The sequence below is a fragment of the Fulvitalea axinellae genome (assembly GCF_036492835.1).
In the GTDB taxonomy this organism is placed as follows: Bacteria; Bacteroidota; Bacteroidia; order Cytophagales; family Cyclobacteriaceae; genus Fulvitalea; species Fulvitalea axinellae.
Genome location: NZ_AP025314.1, coordinates 2,102,612 through 2,123,627 on the forward strand (window position 1 = coordinate 2,102,612; position 21,016 = coordinate 2,123,627).

The 21,016-nt window shown below is 49.7% G+C and carries 16 protein-coding genes; 10 read left to right on the forward strand and 6 right to left on the reverse strand.

Annotation, left to right across the window (positions count from 1 at the left end; translation table 11 throughout):
• Nucleotides 1-45: 45 nt before the first annotated feature.
• The 8 genes from AABK39_RS08355 to AABK39_RS08390 all read left to right on the forward strand — a co-directional run bounded on the left by AABK39_RS08355 (nt 46) and on the right by AABK39_RS08390 (nt 10,661).
• Nucleotides 46-2,376, forward strand: a complete 2,331-nt coding sequence (locus AABK39_RS08355; RefSeq protein ID WP_338394473.1) for a TonB-dependent receptor plug domain-containing protein — start codon at nt 46-48, stop codon at nt 2,374-2,376.
• A 266-nt stretch (nt 2,377-2,642) separates the two neighbouring features.
• Nucleotides 2,643-3,488, forward strand: coding sequence for an SPOR domain-containing protein (locus tag AABK39_RS08360; protein ID WP_338394474.1), 846 nt, complete (start codon nt 2,643-2,645; stop codon nt 3,486-3,488).
• Between the two features lie 2 nt (nt 3,489-3,490).
• Nucleotides 3,491-4,186, forward strand: coding sequence for a MotA/TolQ/ExbB proton channel family protein (locus AABK39_RS08365; protein ID WP_338394677.1), 696 nt, complete (start codon nt 3,491-3,493; stop codon nt 4,184-4,186).
• A 35-nt stretch (nt 4,187-4,221) separates the two neighbouring features.
• Nucleotides 4,222-4,614, forward strand: a complete 393-nt coding sequence (locus AABK39_RS08370) for an ExbD/TolR family protein (protein ID WP_338394475.1) — start codon at nt 4,222-4,224, stop codon at nt 4,612-4,614.
• Nucleotides 4,615-4,626: 12 nt separating this feature from the next.
• Complete coding sequence (locus tag AABK39_RS08375) at nt 4,627-5,520, forward strand: hypothetical protein (RefSeq protein WP_338394476.1); 894 nt, start codon at nt 4,627-4,629, stop codon at nt 5,518-5,520.
• 69 nt (nt 5,521-5,589) lie between these two features.
• Nucleotides 5,590-6,864 (forward strand): bifunctional folylpolyglutamate synthase/dihydrofolate synthase, encoded by a 1,275-nt coding sequence (locus AABK39_RS08380; RefSeq protein ID WP_338394477.1) that lies wholly within the window; start codon nt 5,590-5,592, stop codon nt 6,862-6,864.
• Between the two features lie 22 nt (nt 6,865-6,886).
• Nucleotides 6,887-7,546: a tRNA (guanosine(46)-N7)-methyltransferase TrmB gene (gene trmB / locus AABK39_RS08385; RefSeq protein ID WP_338394478.1), complete on the forward strand. Its 660-nt coding sequence runs from the start codon at nt 6,887-6,889 to the stop codon at nt 7,544-7,546.
• Between the two features lie 277 nt (nt 7,547-7,823).
• Entirely contained in the window at nt 7,824-10,661 is a 2,838-nt protein-coding gene (locus AABK39_RS08390) for a hypothetical protein (protein ID WP_338394479.1), read from the forward strand.
• Nucleotides 10,662-10,674: 13 nt separating this feature from the next.
• On the opposite strand, the gene AABK39_RS08395 is transcribed toward AABK39_RS08390, so the two are convergent.
• The 5 genes from AABK39_RS08395 to AABK39_RS08415 form a co-directional block, all read right to left on the reverse strand.
• Nucleotides 10,675-11,055 carry an HU family DNA-binding protein gene (locus AABK39_RS08395; protein ID WP_338394480.1) on the reverse strand — a complete coding sequence of 127 codons (381 nt, stop codon included), beginning with the start codon at nt 11,053-11,055 and terminating at the stop codon, nt 10,675-10,677.
• 524 nt (nt 11,056-11,579) lie between these two features.
• Nucleotides 11,580-12,890 carry an ABC1 kinase family protein gene (locus AABK39_RS08400; RefSeq protein ID WP_338394481.1) on the reverse strand — a complete coding sequence of 437 codons (1,311 nt, stop codon included), beginning with the start codon at nt 12,888-12,890 and terminating at the stop codon, nt 11,580-11,582.
• Nucleotides 12,891-13,550: a TetR/AcrR family transcriptional regulator gene (locus AABK39_RS08405; protein ID WP_338394482.1), complete on the reverse strand. Its 660-nt coding sequence runs from the start codon at nt 13,548-13,550 to the stop codon at nt 12,891-12,893. It lies immediately after the preceding gene.
• A gap of 173 nt (nt 13,551-13,723) precedes the next feature.
• Nucleotides 13,724-14,908 (reverse strand): aspartate aminotransferase family protein, encoded by a 1,185-nt coding sequence (locus AABK39_RS08410; protein ID WP_338394678.1) that lies wholly within the window; start codon nt 14,906-14,908, stop codon nt 13,724-13,726.
• A gap of 17 nt (nt 14,909-14,925) precedes the next feature.
• Nucleotides 14,926-16,809, reverse strand: coding sequence for an LTA synthase family protein (locus AABK39_RS08415; RefSeq protein ID WP_338394483.1), 1,884 nt, complete (start codon nt 16,807-16,809; stop codon nt 14,926-14,928).
• A gap of 210 nt (nt 16,810-17,019) precedes the next feature.
• On the opposite strand from AABK39_RS08415, the gene AABK39_RS08420 reads away from it, so the two are divergent.
• Both AABK39_RS08420 and gyrB read left to right on the forward strand, forming a co-directional pair.
• Nucleotides 17,020-17,571, forward strand: coding sequence for a YceI family protein (locus AABK39_RS08420; protein WP_338394484.1), 552 nt, complete (start codon nt 17,020-17,022; stop codon nt 17,569-17,571).
• Between the two features lie 210 nt (nt 17,572-17,781).
• Nucleotides 17,782-19,743, forward strand: a complete 1,962-nt coding sequence (gyrB, locus tag AABK39_RS08425; RefSeq protein WP_338394485.1) for a DNA topoisomerase (ATP-hydrolyzing) subunit B — start codon at nt 17,782-17,784, stop codon at nt 19,741-19,743.
• 75 nt (nt 19,744-19,818) lie between these two features.
• On the opposite strand, the gene AABK39_RS08430 is transcribed toward gyrB, so the two are convergent.
• On the reverse strand, nt 19,819-20,853 hold the full coding sequence (locus tag AABK39_RS08430; RefSeq protein WP_338394486.1) for a glycosyltransferase family 9 protein: 1,035 nt from the start codon (nt 20,851-20,853) through the stop codon (nt 19,819-19,821).
• Nucleotides 20,854-21,016: the final 163 nt, after the last annotated feature.

The following is a 21,016-nucleotide window of genomic DNA, read 5'->3' on the forward strand; positions in this document are numbered from 1 at the left end:
TTCGTGGCCGGAAGACTTTTTTGTTTTTATGACAACAGTTCTTCAATGCGATTTTTAGCGATAGTCTTTTTTCTTTTTTCCAGTGCGGCGGTGTTCGCTCAAAACTCGGCTACGTTTAGAGCCGTCGTTTTGACCGAAGACGGTAAGGCTGTAGAGTTTGTCCAGGCGGTTTCGGAAGATGGAAAAACGCAGGCCCTTTCTGATTCAGTGGGGCGAATCGTTATGAAAGTGCCTCCGAAAAAGCTTCGGATCGTTTTTAGTCATATCGGTTTTTTGAAAAAGGAAAAACGTTACGATTTTTCCACTGGCGATATTACCGATAAGATCATCATGGCTTATGATGACAAAACCCTCGGGACAGTAACGGTAAAAGGCCGGAGACATCACGAAAATGCAAGTGCGATTAAACTTTCGGGGCTTGAGGCTAGAAATATTCCTGCCCCTTTTTCTGATTTTTCGGCAATCCTCGGGACCTTGCCGGGCGTAGTCGCCAATAACGAACTGAGCTCAAGCTATTCTGTTCGGGGAGGGAGTTTTGATGAAAATCTTGTTTCCGTAAACGGAATTCCGGTTTATCGCCCGTTTCTCGTACGCTCGGGCCAGCAGGAAGGCCTAAGTTTCGTAAATCCCGACATGGTTGATAAGGTTGACTTCTATTCCGGTGGATGGGGCGCTGAGTACGGAGGTAAGATGTCTTCCAATCTTTTGGTTGCATACAGGGAGCCCGACAGTCTTTCCGCTTCAGGTGAAGCGTCTCTTTTGGGTGGAAGCGCTGCGGTGGGGGTAAGACCCTGGAGGAACTTCAGCCTTGTGTCGGGAGTACGGTACAAGCAGTCGAGTTATTTGCTTGGCACTATGGAAACGGAAGGCGAATACAAGCCGGCTTTTTTGGATTGGCAAACATTCGGGACATTGATTCTAGGCGAGAAAACAAAGCTGAGATTCTTGACTTCCTACGCCTCCAATAAATATCTTGTGGAGCCGGAAAATAGGGTGACCCAGTTCGGAACCTTGGATCGGATACGGGAATTTAAGGTTTATTTTGACGGAAAAGAAGAGATGTTTTACCGCACGTTTCAGTCGGGAATTAATCTGGAACATAACTTTAACAGCTCTTTTTCCGGAAGTTTTATAGCGAGTTTTGTGAAAGCTATCGAGCGTGAACGTTATGATATCGAATCCGCATATTGGCTGAGCGACATCACTGACAAGGCCAACGGAGGCAGTGGTGAAGCCGAGGTGATAGGAGTGGGGACGGATTATACACATGGCCGGAACCGATTGAATGCGGAAGTTTTGACCCTTGAAAACAAGTACAGATTGGAGTGGGGTGTGGCGCATGTTCTCAAATTCGGTTTTGGAACTAACTTGCGCCGCGTCGAAGACAGCGTAGACGAATATCGGTTTATCGAAGACGACGGATACGCTAAAGTGACCCATTCTGTAAGAGCGGAAAATGACCTGCGAGCGACAGAGCTTTTCGCTTTTGTCGAAGATGACTGGACGCTAAATGACGAGATTTCCCTTTCCATTGGTTTCCGGGCTGTGTATTCCGATGTGAACGGGCAAACAGGTTTCGGTCCCCGTGCCAAAGTGGAATATGCGCCGACGGGCTCGCCGTGGGTTTGGAGACTGTCGGGCGGACGGTATTTCCAGCCTTTGTTTTACCGTGAGACAAGACGCCCGGACGGAACAGTCAACAAGGACGTGGATACGCCGAACGCTTGGCACGGAATTCTGACTGCCGATAGGGACCTGAGTATTTGGGAGCGCCCTTTTAAGTTGAGTTCTTCTGTATATTTCAAGTATTCGCCCGATATTGTGCCTTTTGACCTTGACGATGTAAGGGTGCGATATTATCCGGATTTGGAGGGAAAAGCTTACGCCTATGGGCTTGATGTGCGGATTAGCGGTGAATTTGTCAAAGGCGACGAATCTTGGTTCTCTTTGGGGTTGCTTTCGGCGAAAGAGAAAGTGGGAAGCGCTACGGAGTACGCCCGAAGGCCTACCGACCAGCGGTTGACCTTGGCGATGTTGTTTCAGGATCATATCCCCAACAATCCGAGCCTGAAAGTTTTCGTGAAAGGAGTTTACGGCACAGGCTTGCCATTATTGGCTCCGGGACAAGAAAAAGGGCTTCCAGTGGGTTCTGGGGACGATTATAAGCGTCTCGACGTTGGATTCTTTAAATATCTTGATCTAACTTTGGGTTCGATGCCTGGTAAAATGGCCGTAGGACTGGAGGTGCTCAATATGTTGGGCGTTAGAAATACACATTCATATCTTTGGGTTTCGGATATCCAGGGAGGACAATATGCGGTTCCCAACACCTTGTCGCAAAGGTTTTACAATCTTAAACTTCGGGTAGAGTTTTAATGTGGCCCGTGTTTATGAGGATGATATAAAAAACGACAATTTATATGAGTTTTGTCCTTATTAGTCTTAATTTTATGGCATAACGTGTTTTAATTATGCCTACTAGGTTATCGGGAGAGTGGGCAAGTGCCGGTGTTTTTGTGCGGCAGGCATTTTTTGCTTTAATTGAATAGAGTTTCGCAAAGCGAAAAGGCCGGTACTTAAGCCTGTTTGTTTTTAATAATTTGAGATTCAGAAACGGTAAAACGTGATCAAAGCCAGTCATTATGGGAAGCAACGATCTTTTTAACTCTGACGAGGAATTCGAAAACCAAAAGGACCCCAATAAGGGAGGGAACGACGATGATTTTAACGCCGACAATTTTGGCCTTCCGGAGGTTCCGAACCAGAAAAATTATTTTCAACCGAATGACGACGAAGGCTTTGGAGGAACGTCTGATGACAGTTCTGACCAAAACGACTACGGTTTCTCCGATAGCTCTTCCGATTATCAGCAGTATAACGATCCGGAAGGTGACGAAGACGAGTTCGGCGACGAGGAACCGGAAGAGGACGACAGCCCTTCGGATGAGGATGCGGTAGCGAGAAAAAAGAAGGTTTTCGGAATAGTGGTAGCATCCGTGTTGGCTTTGGGAATTATCGGAGGCGGAGCCTATTATTTCTTGGGAACCGGTGGGGATGAGGAAGAGGAGGAGCCGGCAACCGAACAGGTAGCCGATACTCCTGCCACTCCAGAGGCAACACCTGCGGTTGACACCACTGCCACCGAGGCAGTCGATCCCGTGGTGGAAGAGAAGGTAGTGGAAGAAAAGCCCGCACCGAAAGTAACGCCTGCACCAAAGCCCGCCAGTGGCGAAGTGTTCCGTTACGATAACGCTCAAAACGCGTATTTTGTGGTTGTCGGAAGTTTTGTGGATACGGACTTGGCAGATGACTATGCGAAACGTTTAAGTAAGAAAGGACACTTGGTTTATATCCTGTCGCCAAAAGGTGGCAAACGTGGCTTTTTCCGATTGGCTGTGGGCAAATACGGCAGTTTTGCCGAAGCGAATAGTCAGTTGGGTAATTTTAAAAATGAGTTTGGAGACAAGGCTTGGGTATTGAAGTATTGATGATGGAGTTGTTGCAGATTACGACGAGTACGAGTGTGGCCGACAGCACAATGATGGCAGGGGCTAGCGATAGCGTTTCGGTGTTGGACCTTTTAGTGACGGGAGGGGCGATGGTGATCCCTTTGGGCTTGCTTTTTATTGCGGCCCTGTACATCCTTATGGAAAGGATGAGAGTAATGAAAAAAGCTTCCAAATTGCCGAACGGCTTTCATGACGAAGTAAAGAGAATGGTATCGTCGGGTGACGTGAACGGAGCGATGCTCTATTGCGCTCAGAATGATACCCCGATGGGCAGAATGATTGAGAAAGGTATTTCCAGAATAGGAAGTCCCCTCAAAAGCATCGAGGCCTCAATCGAAAACGTGGGCAAGATCGAGCTTTATAAACTTGAGAAAAACCTTTCGCTGTTGGCTACTATCGCCGGCGCAGCGCCTATGCTTGGTTTCTTGGGTACGGTAACGGGTATGATTCGCGCCTTTATCGCCATCGCCCAGCAGGAAGGAACCGTAAGCCCGAAAGATCTTTCGACAGGTATTTACGAAGCCATGATCACTACGGCTGTGGGACTTTTTGTCGGTATCGTGGCTTATTTGAGCTATAACTTCTTGGTTGCAAAAGTTTCCAAGCTTATCCACCAGATGGAATACACGTCGATCGATTTTATTGACCTATTGCAGGAACCGCAGAAAGCGTCCTGAGTGTAGCTTTTATCTAGGGAATAAAACTGTGGATTATGGGATTGCAATCAAAAAATAAAGTCGATGCGGGATTCAGCATGTCGTCAATGACCGACATAGTGTTCTTGTTGCTGATATTCTTTATGCTCACTTCTTCTTTTGTGACGCCTTCGGGCTTGCAGGTGAGCCTTCCTTCGGCCAAACAGCCCAAGGTGGTGATGCAGAACGTAACTGTGTCAATCACCAAAGACCTGCGGGTTTCCGTCAACGACAAGAAGTCCAGTATGGCCAATATCGAGAACGATTTGGCCGAAGCCTTGCATGGTAGCGAAGGTTCCGTAACGCTTCACGTCGACAAGTCTGTGCCTGTTGAGTACTTTGTAAAGGTGGCGGGCATCGCCAACGCCCTTAAAGCTAAAGTCTCTATCGCGGCCAAACCGGGAAAATAAAACGCTGACGGGATGGATATAAGTGAAGAAAAAGACATAGACCGCCCAAGCCTCATCTCGGCCGTCGTGCTGACATGCCTTTTGGTGCTGTTGTTTTGGTGGCTGAAAGTGTGGACGGCGCCCGATCCGCCGATTCCGGTTTACGGTGTTGAGCTGAACTACGGCACGTCAAAGACGGGCGGAGGAAAGCGCCAACCGCAGACACCGGTAAAACCGACGCCTGTGAAAGAGGAAACCGTGGAGGAAGCCCCGCAAGAAGACGTGTCCGAACCGGTGGAACAACCTGTTGAGGAAGTTGTGGAGCCAGTGGAGCAACCCGTTGAGGACGCTCCCGTGGAAGAAGCACCAACCGAGACTGAAACCGAAACGACCGCAGAACCCGTGGATTCCGACACTCCGGCCCCTACCGAGGAGCTGAAGAAACCGGAAAAACCCGCTGTGGTGGATGACGTGAAGAAGGCGGAAAAACCGAAAAAGAAACCGGTGCTTTTCCCTGGCAAAAGCGACAGCAAGAAACCTTCGACAGGTCATGGCGACGACGCGAAGGATAATTCGGACAAGGGAGTCGAGACCGGAAAGAAAAACGATAAGAAGCCTATCCTTTATAACGGAGCTTCGGGCAAGGGCGGCGACAAGCCCACTTTGGAGATGACTGGCTGGAGATGGGACGCCGTACCGAGACCCCAAGACAAAACGGAGGAGAGCGGAAAGATCGTTTTCAGGATCAAAATCGACGACAGAGGGGAGATAGTGGAAGTGGTGACGCTTGAAAAATCGGTTTCCACTTCATTGGAACAGGTTTACAAAACGGCCGTTTTCAACCTTACCTTCAGTCCTAAGGCCTCCAACGTCAGGCCTGCGCCATTCACAACTGGAAAAATCACTTTTGTGATCAAGTCGAATTAAGATTTTCTATATATTTGCGTCAAAATTCCGTCGGTTCCGGCGGAATTTTTTTTTGCCAAACAAATCGACATGACTTACAAAGAGGCTTTGATGTACTTGTATGCCAAGTTGCCGATGTTCCAAAGGCAGGGCGCTACGGCTTACAAGAAAGATTTGGGAAACACCTTGGCTTTGCTGGAAGCCTTGGGTAATCCGCACGAAAAGTTGGTGAGCGTACACGTGGCCGGCACCAACGGAAAAGGCAGCGCGTCGCATATGATCGCCTCGGTCTTGCGGAAGGCCGGCTATAATGTCGGGCTCTACACTTCCCCCCACTTGCGGAGTTTTACCGAAAGGGTCCGCATAAACGGGCAGGCCATAAGCGAGCAAGACGTAGCGGACTTCGTTACCCGCCTTCAGGGCGATATTGAGCGAATCAAACCGTCATTCTTCGAAGTGACCGTGGCCATGGCTTTCGACCACTTTTGCAACGAGGGAGTGGACGTGGCCGTAGTGGAGACCGGCCTTGGCGGACGCCTCGATTCCACCAACGTATTGTCGCCTGTTCTTTCCCTGATTACCAATATCGACTACGACCATCAGGCGCTTTTGGGCGAAACCTTGGAAGAGATTGCCGGCGAGAAGGCGGGCATTATCAAAAAAGGAACGCCGGCGGTAATCGGTGAGAAGCGTCCGGAATTGCGCGGAGTCTTTGAGAAAAAGGCAGGGGAAGTTGACGCTCCATTGTCTTTCGTGGAAGATAATATAAGTGTGGAGGCCTTGGGTGACGGTAAATATACCGTCCAATCGCCAGTGTATACGGGTGATTTGGAGCTGGACCTTAAGGGCGAATACCAAAAAGATAACCTCGCGAACGCCTTGGCATCGCTTTCCGAATTGGCTAAGGACACTTTCAAAATCCCGGCAAGCGCCGTGCAGGAAGGCCTTTCGTCGGTGCTTTCTTCCACTGGGCTGAAGGGTCGCTGGCAAGTATTGGGCGAAGAACCGAAGGTGATTTGCGACACGGGCCACAATGTGGCGGGCGTTACAGCCATCGTCTCCCAACTGAAAAAAGAAAAATACGGGAAGCTTTTCGTCGTTTGGGGTATGGTGAGCGACAAAGACGCGTGTAGCGTAGTCGATCTTCTGCCGAAGGAAGCCACATTTATCCTGTGCCAAGCCACCGTGCCCCGCGCCATGGAGGCCAATATGCTTCGGCGGGAATTCCAAAAGGCGGGCTTGGACGGCGAGGTGATACCCGACGTAAACGAGGCCCTGTCAAGAGCCAAAACCTTGGCCGAGCCCGGCGATTTGATTTTCGTTGGGGGCAGTACCTTTGTGGTGGCCGAGCTGGAATGTCTTTGATTAGGAAAATACGCATATAGCGATGAGAAATAAATTATTGAGGTTCAAGGAGAATTCCGAACGCAGAAACGTCCTTGAAGATGGAAAGCCCGTATTCGAAACCATTAAGGGCAAGTGGAACGAGGAGCAGTTTCAAAACGATAACGACCTTGTGTTGGAACTTGCCTGTGGTAGGGGAGAGTACACAGTAGGACTTGCGAGGGTAGATTCCGAAAGAAACTTCATAGGCGTAGACATAAAAGGATGCCGTATCTGGAAAGGAAGTGGCATGGCTATAGAAGAAGGCCTTGAGAACGTCGCCTTCCTGCGTACGCAGATTTTAATGTTGGAGAAGTTTTTCGACGAGAATGAGGTCTCGGAGATTTGGATAACATTCCCTGACCCGCGCCCGCGCGACCGCGACGAAAAGCGCCGACTGACGCATAAGCGCTTCCTCGACATGTACAAGAAAGTGCTGAAACCCGGTGGCTGGATGAAATTCAAGACGGATAACACCGACCTTTTCCAGTACACGCTCGACACTTTGGCTGAGCGCGACGATATCCAGGACTTGGAATACACTTTCAATCTGTACGAGTCGGAATATATGCCGGAACACTTCGGAATCAAGACCCGCTTCGAACAGAAATTCTATGACAAAGGCGAGGACATCAAATACATGAAGTTCCGCTTCAAGAAATAACCCGTCTTGATGGGCCGTACAAAGTGAGGGAGAATGCGGAAAGACACCGCTCGCTGGCGGTAACGACGGACGAAAAAGCCAAGGCTTGAGGTCCCGGCTTTCGTTTGTCCGAAGCATTCGCTAATTTACTGCGTACGCAAAATAAGGTTACAAAAGGCTTCCCTGCGGAGGCCTTTTGTCGTTGGGCCGGTCGGGGCCTTGCTTGGAATGGTTTTTTCGGACATAATGCGATGGCCAACAGCTCCTATTTTTAGTGTTTTCCGACAAAAAATCATCGATGAAGGCTACCCGCAAACCGGAGGTTTCGGCGGGAGGGATCGCTGTTGCCGGCCCGGAGATGCTTCCGTCACCTGTTTTTGATATGGAGGTGATGAGGGAAAAGCTCCGCTCCCTTGATCCGAAGGTAAAACCGGCCTTTTTCGATCTGCTCAAGACCTTTCATCGCGAACACCAGCTCACCTTGACCGAAGGGCTCACCGACGGACGTGATTTGGTGATGTTGGATAGCCTCCGGCAAATGCACCGCTTGATTTATACGGACCAAGCCATCTTTTTCAGAGGAAAACAACGGCCCCAACTGGAAAACATCTCGGCGTTTTTGTGGTGGCTACAGCACACTTCGCTCAAAATAAGCGCTCGTCTAAAGGAAAAGGACAAGTATTCGGAACTCTATACCATTGAGGGAAGCGACGGGGGGAAACGGTCCTTTTTGGAAGATATGCGGAAGGTAACCGTAATGTGCGGGCGCGATTTGTTCCGAGATTTCCTTTACGGACATATGCGTGCCCATGGAACTCCGTGCGTGGTCAAGTTGGTGCCTTTGTCGCCCGACGGCGGTTTTCCCGGTCCGTCAGTTACCCCTACGGCCACCACGCTGTACTATCCCGAAAAGTGGGACGAGGGAATGTGGATGAAGCCCTATGCCGATTGGCGGGCCGTGCATAGGTTATATATCCACTATCCGTTGTTTGTCCGGTGGATAGGCGTGCTGATGAAAAACTTCCCCTTTTTCGATATCAGTCTTCCCTCCACCTCTTTGTTCAGGCGCCTGCTCGATATTAATCCTGAGTCGGTTCGTTCCTTGGAAATGTTCCACAGCAATCCCGTTGACTTCTTCGGCTTCGAGGATTTGGGAGGCGGTACGGAGGCCGTAAAGCCCGACAATCCGGAAGTGTCGCCCTATACGCAGGCGTTTGTGGGCCTTCAGAAGATTATTCACTCCTTTATGTGGCAAGGCGACAAGGCCGTTGAGAGGTTTTTCGGAAAGCTACCGGAGCTTTTGATGTCGCTTTCCGATTTTAATGAAGAGGGCAGGGCGCGCCTTTACCCCCTAAGGGCGGAGGGTATTGAGTCGGGGCTGATGTTGATAAAGGGCGACCTTTCGAGAAAGACCATGCTGGAAAATTATATGGGAAGCCAGCTGATGTCGCTTTGCGCGCCCGACGTCGTGATCCCGAAGATCTATCCGATTTTCTCTGACGGCTTTCCCCAGTTGGTTGACTCTACGGGCAAACAGATGTTGGAAAGCCTTACGCCGAAGCCGGGAAAGGGGGCGGTATCTTTTAGTACACTTCTGGAATCGGGAGCCTTCGAGGTGATGCGGGAAATGCACGGCAGGCAGAAGGGGCCGACTCAATACAGGTTGGGCCAGCACTTGTCTTATCTCCACGCTTTGGCCAAGAGGTTAGGGGTGTTGAATGCCGAAATGTTGGAGCCCGGGACATCTCTGGGCTTGGTCGAAGGCGCCTTGCCGGAACGGAAACATCCGCCCGAAGAGGTCTCCACGATGGATCTGTATAAAGTGATGGCCGGGTATACTTTTATTGGCCACCTTATCGGAGACAGAAAAGCGTCGGATTTTATCAGGTCCGAAGGCGCGTCGTTTATGAATGAGAGTTGGCTTCATTATGATGATGAGACGGAGGAACTGAAGGTTGCGGCCATGACCAGTAATGCGTCTTCCGCTATCATTAGTTTTAAGAAGTCGAATCGTTTTGTCACTGAGTTTAGGGAGGCGAACGGGAAGGATGAAGACGCGGAGCTCATTGCCTTCCGTAACTTTTTCGAAGCCTTTACGGTGGAGCCTGAGAAACGACTTTATAAGGATAACTTTGTCCGCTTTGTGGCCGAGGTGCCGGAGGGGCAGGAAGATTTGGACGCGGATACCAAACTGCGTGTGCTTGCCGTGGCGATAGGCATTATGCGCTCTGCTTTACGGATTTATTACAACACGCCCGAGCTGGACCGACTTGAGAAACTGCTCGAATTCCCCTTGATTTCTTATAATAAGAACTTTGCCTTCCGGCGACTGAGGGCGTTTGCCGACTTGGTGGAAAGCTATGGGCCAGACAAACTCAAGGGACTGTGCGACTTTTATGAGAGGAAGGAAAAAGCGGAAGGACACTTGTCGCCGGTGAATTATACGGAGCCTTACAGGCCTTACGACCCGAACCCCACTAAGGTAGGGCGTATAGTAATGGTGGCCGGACATAAGGTTTTGTGGGTAGAGGGGGTGCTGGATTACTTTAATCAGTCGGCCTTAATGAAGTTGATAAAGGAGAATAAGGACTTACAGATAATGGTGTTGGGTAAGGTGCCGGGCACCGTTGCCTTGGAGAATACGCACGAGTTGGGCAAGTTGGTGTATAATAGGCAGATTCACATAGTGTTGTGTCCCTCGGCTTCAGCCTGCTCAGGTGGCGCCACCTTGGTACACTCCGCCCGCAGGACGGTGATATTAGCTCTGGAAGGAGAGGACATTAGCCTAACGAAGAGGGTGGGCGTACACGAATGGTTCAACAAGGCGACGGGCAAAGGCGGGCAGAGGTACATTGACTTGAGCCATCTGGAATATTATAAGCAACTGGGAATGACGGAGCAGGAAGCCTATGATTTTGACCGCTTTCAGTCAAGAGTGGCTCCGCGCGAGGGGATGCATTACATAACGGAAGAGGAGGCTAACCGTTGGCGCTTTGGCGATGTGGTCTATATCCCGGCGGAGATGCCCGTGGACGAGGCGATAATCCGCTTTGTGATACCTTACCTTCCGCCTCCTTATTGCCCTTCGCCCCCGAATAGCCCGCCTGAGAGCGGAAGAAAGGACGGGCCCGGTTAAGGGAAACGTACCTTTACTTTATTTTTTCGAACTCGGCGTTCTCCAATTCACGAACCATTAGCTTATGCGGACGGTAGATTACTTTCGGCTTTCTGATCATATCGGCCCTGAAGTTGTCAGCTGTCTCCGCGCCCTCACTCCCGAAGCTCGGGCGGAAAGTCCCCATGTCCCCCAAGTCGATTTTATAGCCCTGTTTGAGCAATTCGGGCAGTAGTTCCGAAAGATTGGTCAGCACGTTTGCCACATCACCCCGTGTCAAAGAAGACCTTCGGACGATAATGTCACCCAATTCACGAAGGCTGATTGTGTCTCTGGCCACTGGATGGGCGTAGAATTTCGTCGGGCTGTCTTTGTCTTTCGGATCCTTCTTCCTGATAATCTTAAACGGCAACATAAGCGGTTATTCCTGTGGTTCTGTATTTTCTTTCATAAGCTAAAAGCAAACAGGAGGCCATTGCGTTTCTTTTTATTCGAATACCAATAACCAAAGAGTCAAAAGGAATGTAGGGGTTGGACTTACCCTGTCCGTTATCTTATGCTTTTCCTCTAGCTATAGTGAAGTGTCCTAAATATCAATTTGTCCTTTTGTAAATGAGGAATGCTTTTGACTCAAAAGAGGAAAGGACGTAACGCCATTTCAAAAAGGCCATGGCCTTTTACCCAATCGGCCATGGCGTCTTAATCAAAAGGCCATGGCCTTTTTAATTTAGGGATGTGTCCATTTTCCAAAAGCGTCCTGTCATTTTGAAAATAGGGTGCTGTCCTTTTGAGTAAAAGGTCTTGGTGAATTTGGTGAAAAGAGTAATCGAAACTGAAAAAGTGAAAGGGTAAACGGAGGTGTGGAGGTTCTGGGAGAAGCGTTACGACATAAGAAAAACGCCCTTTGGCCATATCGGCGCAAAGGGCGTTAAAGGTAGATCAAAGCGTTTCGAAACGCCGGATCTCTATATTGTTGGCCCGCAAATCATGCAGGAGGTTATATAATCCGAAGAAGGTACGGTTCATATAGATAAAATGCTTCGATCCCCTGCTTCCGTTCATATTGCGGAGCTTGGTGTCCTTCGCGAAGCGTTCGCCGAGAGCCGCTATGTCACCGAAGAATTTCTCGTCGGAGAAATCGAAAACGTCACGGTTAAACGGTTGCGTGAACAGGCTTAGCAACTGATGGAACAGTTCCGTAAAGAAAGCGGTCTCCTCCGGACTGTCTCCGGGCTTGAGGATTTCCAGTTCCTGAAGTTTCCTCTTGAACAGGAAGGGGTCTTGCAAATTGTTTTCGTCGGCCAGCTCGAAGTAGGGGGTATAGAACTCGTCGGGAATATGCTTGACACATCCGAAGTCCAGCACCGAGAGTTTTACGTCCGGGCTTACAAGGAAATTGCCGGGATGAGGGTCGGCGTGGACCTTCCGCAGGCGATGGATTTGGTACATATAGAAGTCCCAAAGCGCTTGGCCTAGGCGGTTGGCTTTTTCCGGATCGGTATTATGCGCCGTAAACTCCGAGAGGTGTTCCCCTTCCATCCAGTCCATAGTGATGACCCGCTGTGACGAAAGGTTCTCATAGTACCCGGGGAACTGCAAGTTGGGGATGTGTTGGCAGGCTTCGGACAGTTCCTTGCTTTGCCTTACTTCCAACTCGTAGTCGGTTTCCTCGATTAGCTTGTCCTCCACCTCCTTGAAGTAATGGTCGGAGTCCTTGGCCTGGATGTTAAACATCTTCATGGCGATGGGCTTGACCAGCGCAAGGTCAGAGCGGACACTGCCCGCCACGCCGGGGTACTGTATCTTCACGGCCAGCTTTTTGCCGTCCTTTTCGGCCCGGTGTACCTGACCGATGGTGGCGGCGTTGGTGGCCTCCGGCTCAAACTTATCGTAGAGTTGGTCCGGCGCCTTGCCAAAGTACTGGCGAAAGGTCTTGACCACCAAGGGAGCGGACAGGGCCGGAACGGAAAACTGTGCCAAGGAAAACTTCTCTACGTAGGCTTGAGGCATGATGTTCTTCTCCATGCTCAGCATCTGGGCTACCTTCAGGGCGCTTCCCTTGAGCTGTTTCAGGCTGTCGTAGATGTCCTCGGCGTTTGATTCGTTAAGGCGCTGTTTGGCTTCTTCCTCGGGGTTTACGAGTTTGTCGCCGTAATATTTCACGTAGTTCATCCCGACTTTCGCTCCCGTCGTTATGAGCTTTGAGGCCCTTTCTATCTTCGAAGTCGGTATGCGGTTAAGTTTCTTCATCTACAGGTTCGGTTTGATTCTTTCCTTGAAAAGGAACTTCCCGAAGTCCACCACGCTTTCCAGAGGACGGGTGTTCAGTAGCTCGAAGCTGGCCTTAACCGACTTTTCGATAAACAGGTCGGTTTTTTCGAACGAAGGCGAACGGTCCTCGATCCAGAATTTCAGGGTCAGGAGCAGTTGTGCCCAAGCCATTTCCTCGATGCTTCGGTTCTTGATCTTTTCAATTTTCTCATGTTTCATGTCTCCGCTCTCGATGCCAAGCTCTTTGATAAAGGTCCGGAAGCTGTCGCGGAGTGGGCGCAGCGTGGCCAGGGTCTTGAGCTTATTGCGGTTTTTGCCGAGGGCGTACACGACATAACTGCGGTTGGCGGTCAGGATCTCGAAGAAGGTGAAGTAAAAGCTCAGGAGTTTTTCCTGCGGGCTGTAGGTGGAAAAGGATTCGTCTTGCTTCAGGAGTGAGTCCGCGTTGTCGAAAAACGCTTTGAAGACGGCTTCTTCTATTACTTGGAACGAGGCGAAATGCTGGTAGAATAGGGACTCTTCGAAGTTGTGCTCCTTAGCGAAGGCGTACACGGACTTCGGGTTTTCGCCCTTTTCCAGCGTGTAATCCATAAACCAACTTAGGATTTGGTCGGCTGTGACGTTTTTTTTCTTAGCCATGATAGTCTTGATTCTGGTTTAGTATGCTTGCTCCGTCATTAATAGTACGTTATATGGAGGATAGAGTTTGGCGATCCGGGAGGTTTAATGCCCGCCTCAAAAAGTGTTTGGATATGAAAAAGCCCCGTACGGAATGTGTCCGTACGGGGCTTTGGAAGTCTCTTGCCTGTAGCTTACTTGGTAGCTTCGATGGCTTGGGTAATGATGTCGCAGGCTTCGCGAATCTCCTCTTCGGTAATATTGAGGGGAGGAGCCATGCGGAAGGAATCGTCGCAGAAAAGGAACCAATCCGAGATAACCCCCAACTCGACGGCCTTGTCGATAATGGCCTTGTTTCGTTTGAACGAATCGAACTTGACGGCCATCATCAAACCAATCTGTCTGATCTCTTCGATGTCGGGATGGGTGAGCAAACTCTTGAAGAGCTCGGCTTTGGCGTCTACGCTCTCCACAAGTTTTTCGTCCTGAATGGCCTTAAGTGTAGCCAAGGACGCCGCGCAACTTACAGGGTGCCCTCCGAATGTGGAGATATGTCCCAAAATAGGGTTGTTGCGCAGGGTGGACATAATCTCATGACTGGAAATCACGCCGCTGATGGGCATTCCGCCTCCCATGGCCTTGGCGCAGAGGAGGATGTCGGGTTGTATTCCGTAATGTTCGAAGGCCCAAAACTTGCCCGTACGGCCGAATCCGGCCTGAATCTCGTCAAGGATCAGCAATGTGCCCGTCTCGTCGCACCGTTTGCGAACCGCCGTCCAGTACTCTTGGCTGGATTGTTGCACGCCGGCCTCGCCTTGGACAGTCTCCAAGATAATGCCCGCGGTTCTCTTAGTGATGTATTGCAAGTCCTCGATGTTGCCGTAGCGGATGTGGCGCACATCCGGCAAAAGAGGGCGGAAGTTGCGCTTCATCTTCTCGTCGCCGGTGACGGAAAGGGCGCCTTGCGTTGATCCGTGATACGAATTGAGGGCTGAGATCAGTTCCGATCTGCCCGTGAATCTTTTGGCCAGCTTCAGGGAAGCTTCGGTAGCCTCACTTCCGGAATTAAGGAAGTAAGTGACCGAAAGCGGATCCGGAAGCGTGTCGGCGAGCGCTTTGGAAAGTTGCGCGGCGGGATCCGTCACGAATTCTCCGTAACACATCACGTGCATATGCTTTTCGGCTTGGTCCTTTACGGCCTGCGTAACGGCCGGGTGCTGGTGTCCCAAGGCGCTCACGCCGATTCCGGAGATGAGGTCGATGTATTTTTGACCTTCGGGTCCGTACATGTACACGCCTTTTGCGTGGCTGATTTCCACAAGCATAGGGAAATCGCTAGTCTGGGCTTGGTGCTCCAGGAAAAGTTGTCTGTTGCTTATCATCGGTATGCTGTATATCAGTAGTCAAGGTATTGTTGGAAAACCGTCTGCAGGTAAGCTTTGGCCTTTCTCAACGATTTCTTTTCGGCTTGCTTATCCGTTCCGAATCCGGTCATAGTTACGGAGTCCATGTCCGTGCGGTAAACCATATGGCGGTCGAGGCTGTCGATCCAGCCCAAGCCGTTGTTTGAGCAGTAGTACGCGAAGCCTTCTGTCTTGGGGTCCATCAGGTTTTTACTCCATTCGAAAGGCGAGCTGTCCAAGTTCATCTGTCCGAGCAATGTGGCCGGGACGTCGGTCTGGCAGGCTACCTTGTTTACGCGTTTTCCTTTGAACTCGTCTTTGAGCGCAGGGCCCCAGAAGAGCATCGGGATAAGTCGAGATTGCGGAACGTCGCGTTCCCAATAGCGCGGGCTGGTGTGCGAATGGTCCGCCAACATGACGAAGATGGTATTCTCATACCAATCCATGGCTTTGGCCTTGTTTACGTAATCGTAAACGCAACTGTCAGTGTACCAAGCGCCATTAAGGAAACCTTTCATATTCTCCCTCGGATCGTCTTCCCACTCAATAGCGTCCTGCACTGGCTGGTCGTAAGGGGAGTGGGTGCTTTGGGTGAAAATGGTCGAGATAAACGGCTGTTTGTAGTTTTTCTGGTCAGCGAGAACCCTACGGAACAAGTATTCGTCGTGAGCACCAAGCCGGCTCGTCTTCTCGGCGTTCGTGAAATCTTCCTCATCCACGATATTTTGCATGCCGATCGACAGCAGGAATGCCTTGATATTTCCGAAGTTAAGTTGCCCCCCGAAGTGGAAGGAAGACGAATAACCCTGCTCATGCAGGGGGTTCAGTATCGACGGAAGCTGTTGCGCCTTACTAGGCTGGGCGCTGATAGAAGTGCGTTGTTGGGCCGGAAATCCGCTGAAGATGCTCGCCATGCCTTGTTCCGAACGCTCGGCGGAGGCGTAAAGGTGGTCAAAGAAAAGCCCTTCGTCTATCATTTGGTCAAAGCGCGGGGTGATTCCCTTGATACCGCCTTGCTCTTCGATCAAGTCTGAAGTGAAGCTTTCCAGTATCAGCAATACCACATTGGGACGGTCGGTCTTGAGGAAGCTTACGGCGGAGTCGCCTTTTACGCTGTACACCTCTTTTACGATTTCCTTCGCCTCTTCCGGTTTATAGAACCCGTATGGGTTCTTGTTCATATACTTTTTGTTCTTAAGTATGCTGTGGATGATGTTCCAAGTAGAGTTTACGGCCAGCAGGTTAACGTTTGTATGGTTTGAGAAGTAAACGTCGCTTTGCTGGATCGGCATTTCTTGTGTGCCTCCGCGTATTCCTAGTACCGTTACCGTTGTCATCAGCAGGAAAGCGACTGCGGAAAGTAACGGTTTTGGCCTTTGGCTTTCGGGTTTTACAGGCGAATAAACCAATTTTTTGTACACCCAAAGTCCCAAAACGATTTGTCCCAATAAGATCAACGTCACGGTAATGGCGATGCCCCAAGGCGTGATTTTCATCACTTCGGCGGGTTGTTGCAGGTACAGGAAGATCTTGTAGCTCAGTTTGCCATTCCATTCCCTGAACAGCGGAAGCTCTCCGGCCACGATTGCGGAGTTGATCGTCAACAGGATTCCTGTGAACCAGAAGGTGAACTTGCTGGTATAGTCTTTTTTGAGAAAACACTGGACTATGCCCGTAAGTAGCGGAACCGTAAGGAAATAACTGGCCATGGAAGTGTCCAGGTATACCGCTTTCTTGAATGCTGTCAGCAGTTCGTCTGAGCTGTACTTGCTATAGAAATCGAAGTTGTAAAACAGGAAAACGAGCCTGTTTGTGGCGAAAACGGCCAGCCAAAAAAGGTAGCTTCTTATTAACTGACCGACGTATCTGATAGGCATGGTGCTATGTTTCTGTTATGTATTGCTGGCTTGCTCCGTTCGGAAATCATGCAAAACAAGCCAAGAAGTATCAACTAAACGGCAAATATGGGATTTTCAAATGTCATTCGGCGAATTTTTTTAATGCTGTCTGCCCTGAAGTTGGGGCTCCGGACGGCGAACAAAGCCAAAGCCTGCAAGTTTCACAGGAGAACCGAACATTCATTGGTAATGGCAAAGGAAGAAAAAATGACGAAATGGGTGGTGGATCTTCACCATTCGCATATTCAGTTTAGGGTGAGGCATCTGGGAATTTCCACTGTCCGTGGGCATTTCGCTAACTTCGAAGGTTGGATAGAGGCTGAGAAAGATGATTTTGACGGGGCCAAAATAGAGTTCAGAGTAGAGGTGGACAGTCTGAAGACGGGAAGCGCCTCACGGGATCATCATTTGCTTTCCGATGAGTTTTTTCATGTGAATGAATTTCCTGAGATCAGTTTCGTGTCGGGGGAGTTCAAGAAACTCGAGAAGGACCGCTACAGAATGAAAGGCAAACTCAAGATAAAGGAAAAGGAGAAAGAAATAGAGATGGACGTCGAATATGGCGGAACGGTGCAGGACCCGTTGGGTACGGTGCGTTCGGGCTTCGAGCTGAAGGGTACCATTAACCGGCAGGAATACGGGCTTCAGTGGGAAGGCTTTACTGAGGCGGGAGATGTGCTTGTAAGCAACGACGTTGAGTTTGATATCAGTTTGGAATTTACGAAAGAGGAGGATCTGTAGTCTTTTTCAAGACTGATTTAGTTGATGAGGCCTCGGGTGCCCGTCGTTTGGGCGGGGCTATTCCGAGGCCTGTTTTGTTTGTGGCCGAAGAGATTGTGTTTCTGAGAAAAGAAGCGTATTTTCAAAGGCCGTGGGCACGTTGAAAAAATAAATCGGCGACGGGTAAAAAGTCATATTATTATCTTATTTTTGAGTTTTGAGACAAAGCTTATGAGTGAAGATACCAATCCGAAAGACAATCAATATTCCGCAGACAATATCCAGGTTCTGGAAGGGCTGGAAGCCGTAAGGAAACGTCCGGCGATGTATATCGGCGACGTTGGCTTCAAGGGTTTGCACCACCTCATTTGGGAAGTGGTGGATAACTCCATTGATGAGGCGTTGGCGGGGCATTGTGATCTTATAAAAGTCACGCTTCACAAGGACAATTCTGTGACTGTGGAAGACAACGGTCGCGGTATTCCGACGGACATGCACCCGAAGGAGAAGCGTTCTGCTCTGGAAGTCGTGTTGACGGTTCTGCACGCCGGCGGTAAGTTTGACAAAGACTCTTACAAAGTGTCCGGTGGCTTGCACGGTGTGGGTGTGTCATGTGTGAACGCTCTTTCCACTGACCTTTACGTGAAAGTAAATCGTCAGGGCAAGGTATACGAGCAGGCCTATAAAAAAGGGGCGCCGCAATATAAGGTCAGGGAAATCGGAACTACCGATACTTCCGGCACCAGTGTCCGCTTTAGCCCCGATACCGATGAGATATTCACCGTTTCGGAGTTCAAATATGATACTGTGGCGGCCCGTTTGCGCGAGTTGGCTTACCTGAACGCTGGTATACGCTTGGCGCTTACCGACGAGAGGGAAGTTGGTGATGACGGTAACGCTCTGTACGAAGAGTTTTATTCGGAGGGTGGTTTGAAAGAGTTTGTTCAGTATTTGGACTCTACTCGCGATCAGATTATCCCCGAGCCTATTTATGTTAACGGTGAGAAAGGTGGCGTGCCTGTGGAAGTGGCCTTCACTTACAATGCGTCATATTCTGAGAATGTGGTTTCTTACGTTAACAATATTAATACGATAGAAGGCGGAACGCACGTTTCCGGTTTCCGTCGTGCCCTGACCAGGGGATTGAAGAGTTATGCGCAAGGTTCCGGTTTGCTTGACAAAGCGAAAGTGGAAATCTCTGGCGATGACTTCCGCGAAGGCCTTACGGCTGTTATTTCCGTGAAAGTGGCTGAGCCTCAGTTTGAAGGGCAAACGAAAACTAAGCTCGGAAACTCAGACGTAAGTAGCGCCGTTGACGGTTGTGTTACCGAGATTTTGCGTCATTATCTGGAAGAAAACCCCAAGCTGGCCAAGCAAATTGTCCAGAAGGTGATTCTTGCCGCCCAAGCTCGCCAAGCGGCGAGAAAGGCTCGTGAGATGGTTCAGCGCAAAAACGTGATGAGCAGCACAAGCTTGCCGGGTAAACTGGCCGATTGCTCTAACCGTGATCCTGAAGGCTGTGAATTGTACTTGGTGGAGGGTGACTCTGCGGGCGGTTCCGCTAAGCAGGGGCGTGACCGTTTCTTTCAGGCTATTCTTCCGTTGAGAGGTAAAATCCTTAACGTTGAGAAAGCCCAGGAATACAAGATCTACGATAACGAGGAAATCAAGAATATCATCACCGCCCTTGGCGTACGTTTCGGTAAGGAAGGGGATGAGAAAGCTTTGGATCTGGAAAAACTCCGTTACCACAAAATCGTCATTATGACCGATGCCGACGTGGACGGTAGCCATATCCGTACGCTTATTCTTACTCTTTTCTTCCGTTACATGAGGGAGCTTATCGATAACGGATACCTTTATATCGCTCTTCCTCCGTTGTATTTGGTGAAGAGGGGTAAGAAGGAGAAATACTGCTGGTCTGAGGAGGATCGTGTTGCTGCCATTGACGAATTGGCTCCTGACGGTAAGAAAGAAGCGGTTTCCGTTCAGCGTTACAAGGGTCTCGGTGAGATGAACCCTGAGCAACTTTGGTCCACTACTATGGATCCTGAGTACAGAAACCTGAAGAAAGTGACCGTGGAATCGGCCGCTGAGGCGGATCACTTGTTCTCAATGCTGATGGGTGACGAAGTTGCCCCGCGCCGTGAGTTTATCGAGCGCAATGCCAAATACGCCAAAATCGACATCTGATTTTCAATAGGATATTTACGAAAAAAGCCCGGAAGCGATTCCGGGCTTTTTTCGTAATGTACTTTTGTGTGGGCGTTACGATCTCTTATGCAAAACTTGTAGCAAGTTGTTTTTGTCAATGCCATAGGCGCATTTGAAGTGTCCTTCAGGACAGGCTTTGTGTCCGTGCAATCCGCAAGGTCGGCACTTCAGTTTTTCTTTTGTTTCCACTATATACGACTCGTCAGACAACGGCCCGAATCCGAATCCGGGGATGGTTGAGCAGTAAATGGCGCATACGGGAGCGTCGACGGAAGAGCACAAATGCATAGGTGCCGAATCGTTGACATAATTCATTTTTGCGTCTTTCATCAAAGCCGCGCTTTGCAATAGGCTAAGTTCTCCGGCTAAATTGGTAATGTTCTTATTGTCGCTGACTTCGATTATGGCTTGGCATTCCTCTTTGTCGGACGGCGCTCCCAGAAGGTAAACGTTGAAATCGTTTGGAAGGGCGCCAAGTAATTCCGCCCACTTGTCTTTCGGAAACTGTTTCGTAAACCAGACCGACGTGGGGGCCATGCAGATATATTTTCCTTGTTTGAATTTTTCTACTGCGTCAAAGTCAGATTCGGTAGGATATAGTCTTGGTTTGGCTGTTTTTTCGTCGGTGAATTCGCTTATCAGGGCGTGGTTTCTGTCCGTTTCGTGTACGGTGGTTTCGCTGTCACCCTCTTGGTAGGCGCTGATCGTGTGTTTTATCTTTTTTGAAAAAAGGAAAGACATCGGGTTTTTGTCGAACCCGACAGTGACGCCCGCCCCCGAAAAAGCGGTTATAAGGCCCGTTGTGAGAAAGCGTTGGGCATTGAAAAGTAAGTCGTACTTATTGTCTCGGATTTTGCCGATCAGCTGAAGAAAGTTTTTGTACTTTCCGTTCTTCTTGTCGAAAACAATGGTCTCCCTAATGAAAGGATGGCCCTTGAATAAACCCTCGTTTCCTTTTCTGACAAGGTAATCAATATATGCGTCGGGGTAGTGTTCGTGGAGCTTTTCCAATATGGCCGACGCCAGTATAGCGTCGCCGATAAAAGCGGTTTGCACAACCAGAATCTTGTAGGGTGCTCTGTTCTTCATATGGACAAAGATAAGGAATAGAAACGGAGAGGCGATATGGTGGAATGCGAAAACCTTTTCGGAAAGACTAAGTCGGGAACAGCTTGGGCTGTGTGATTGTTGTCGGGGTGTGTGGGTAATTCTGAATAGCGCTTAATTTTGGATGGACCTATGGCCTTAATTT

What these genes read in the sequence shown, in the direction of transcription:
- AABK39_RS08355 (WP_338394473.1), top strand. Translation starts at nt 46, where the DNA reads ATGCGATTTTTAGCGATAGTCTTTTTTCTTTTTTCCAGTGCGGCGGTG.
- AABK39_RS08360 (WP_338394474.1), top strand. Translation starts at nt 2,643, where the DNA reads ATGGGAAGCAACGATCTTTTTAACTCTGACGAGGAATTCGAAAACCAA.
- AABK39_RS08365 (WP_338394677.1), top strand. Translation starts at nt 3,491, where the DNA reads ATGGAGTTGTTGCAGATTACGACGAGTACGAGTGTGGCCGACAGCACA.
- AABK39_RS08370 (WP_338394475.1), top strand. Translation starts at nt 4,222, where the DNA reads ATGGGATTGCAATCAAAAAATAAAGTCGATGCGGGATTCAGCATGTCG.
- AABK39_RS08375 (WP_338394476.1), top strand. Translation starts at nt 4,627, where the DNA reads ATGGATATAAGTGAAGAAAAAGACATAGACCGCCCAAGCCTCATCTCG.
- AABK39_RS08380 (WP_338394477.1), top strand. Translation starts at nt 5,590, where the DNA reads ATGACTTACAAAGAGGCTTTGATGTACTTGTATGCCAAGTTGCCGATG.
- trmB (WP_338394478.1), top strand. Translation starts at nt 6,887, where the DNA reads ATGAGAAATAAATTATTGAGGTTCAAGGAGAATTCCGAACGCAGAAAC.
- AABK39_RS08390 (WP_338394479.1), top strand. Translation starts at nt 7,824, where the DNA reads ATGAAGGCTACCCGCAAACCGGAGGTTTCGGCGGGAGGGATCGCTGTT.
- AABK39_RS08395 (WP_338394480.1), bottom strand. Translation starts at nt 11,055, where the DNA reads ATGTTGCCGTTTAAGATTATCAGGAAGAAGGATCCGAAAGACAAAGAC.
- AABK39_RS08400 (WP_338394481.1), bottom strand. Translation starts at nt 12,890, where the DNA reads ATGAAGAAACTTAACCGCATACCGACTTCGAAGATAGAAAGGGCCTCA.
- AABK39_RS08405 (WP_338394482.1), bottom strand. Translation starts at nt 13,550, where the DNA reads ATGGCTAAGAAAAAAAACGTCACAGCCGACCAAATCCTAAGTTGGTTT.
- AABK39_RS08415 (WP_338394483.1), bottom strand. Translation starts at nt 16,809, where the DNA reads ATGCCTATCAGATACGTCGGTCAGTTAATAAGAAGCTACCTTTTTTGG.
- AABK39_RS08420 (WP_338394484.1), top strand. Translation starts at nt 17,020, where the DNA reads ATGGCAAAGGAAGAAAAAATGACGAAATGGGTGGTGGATCTTCACCAT.
- gyrB (WP_338394485.1), top strand. Translation starts at nt 17,782, where the DNA reads ATGAGTGAAGATACCAATCCGAAAGACAATCAATATTCCGCAGACAAT.
- AABK39_RS08430 (WP_338394486.1), bottom strand. Translation starts at nt 20,853, where the DNA reads ATGAAGAACAGAGCACCCTACAAGATTCTGGTTGTGCAAACCGCTTTT.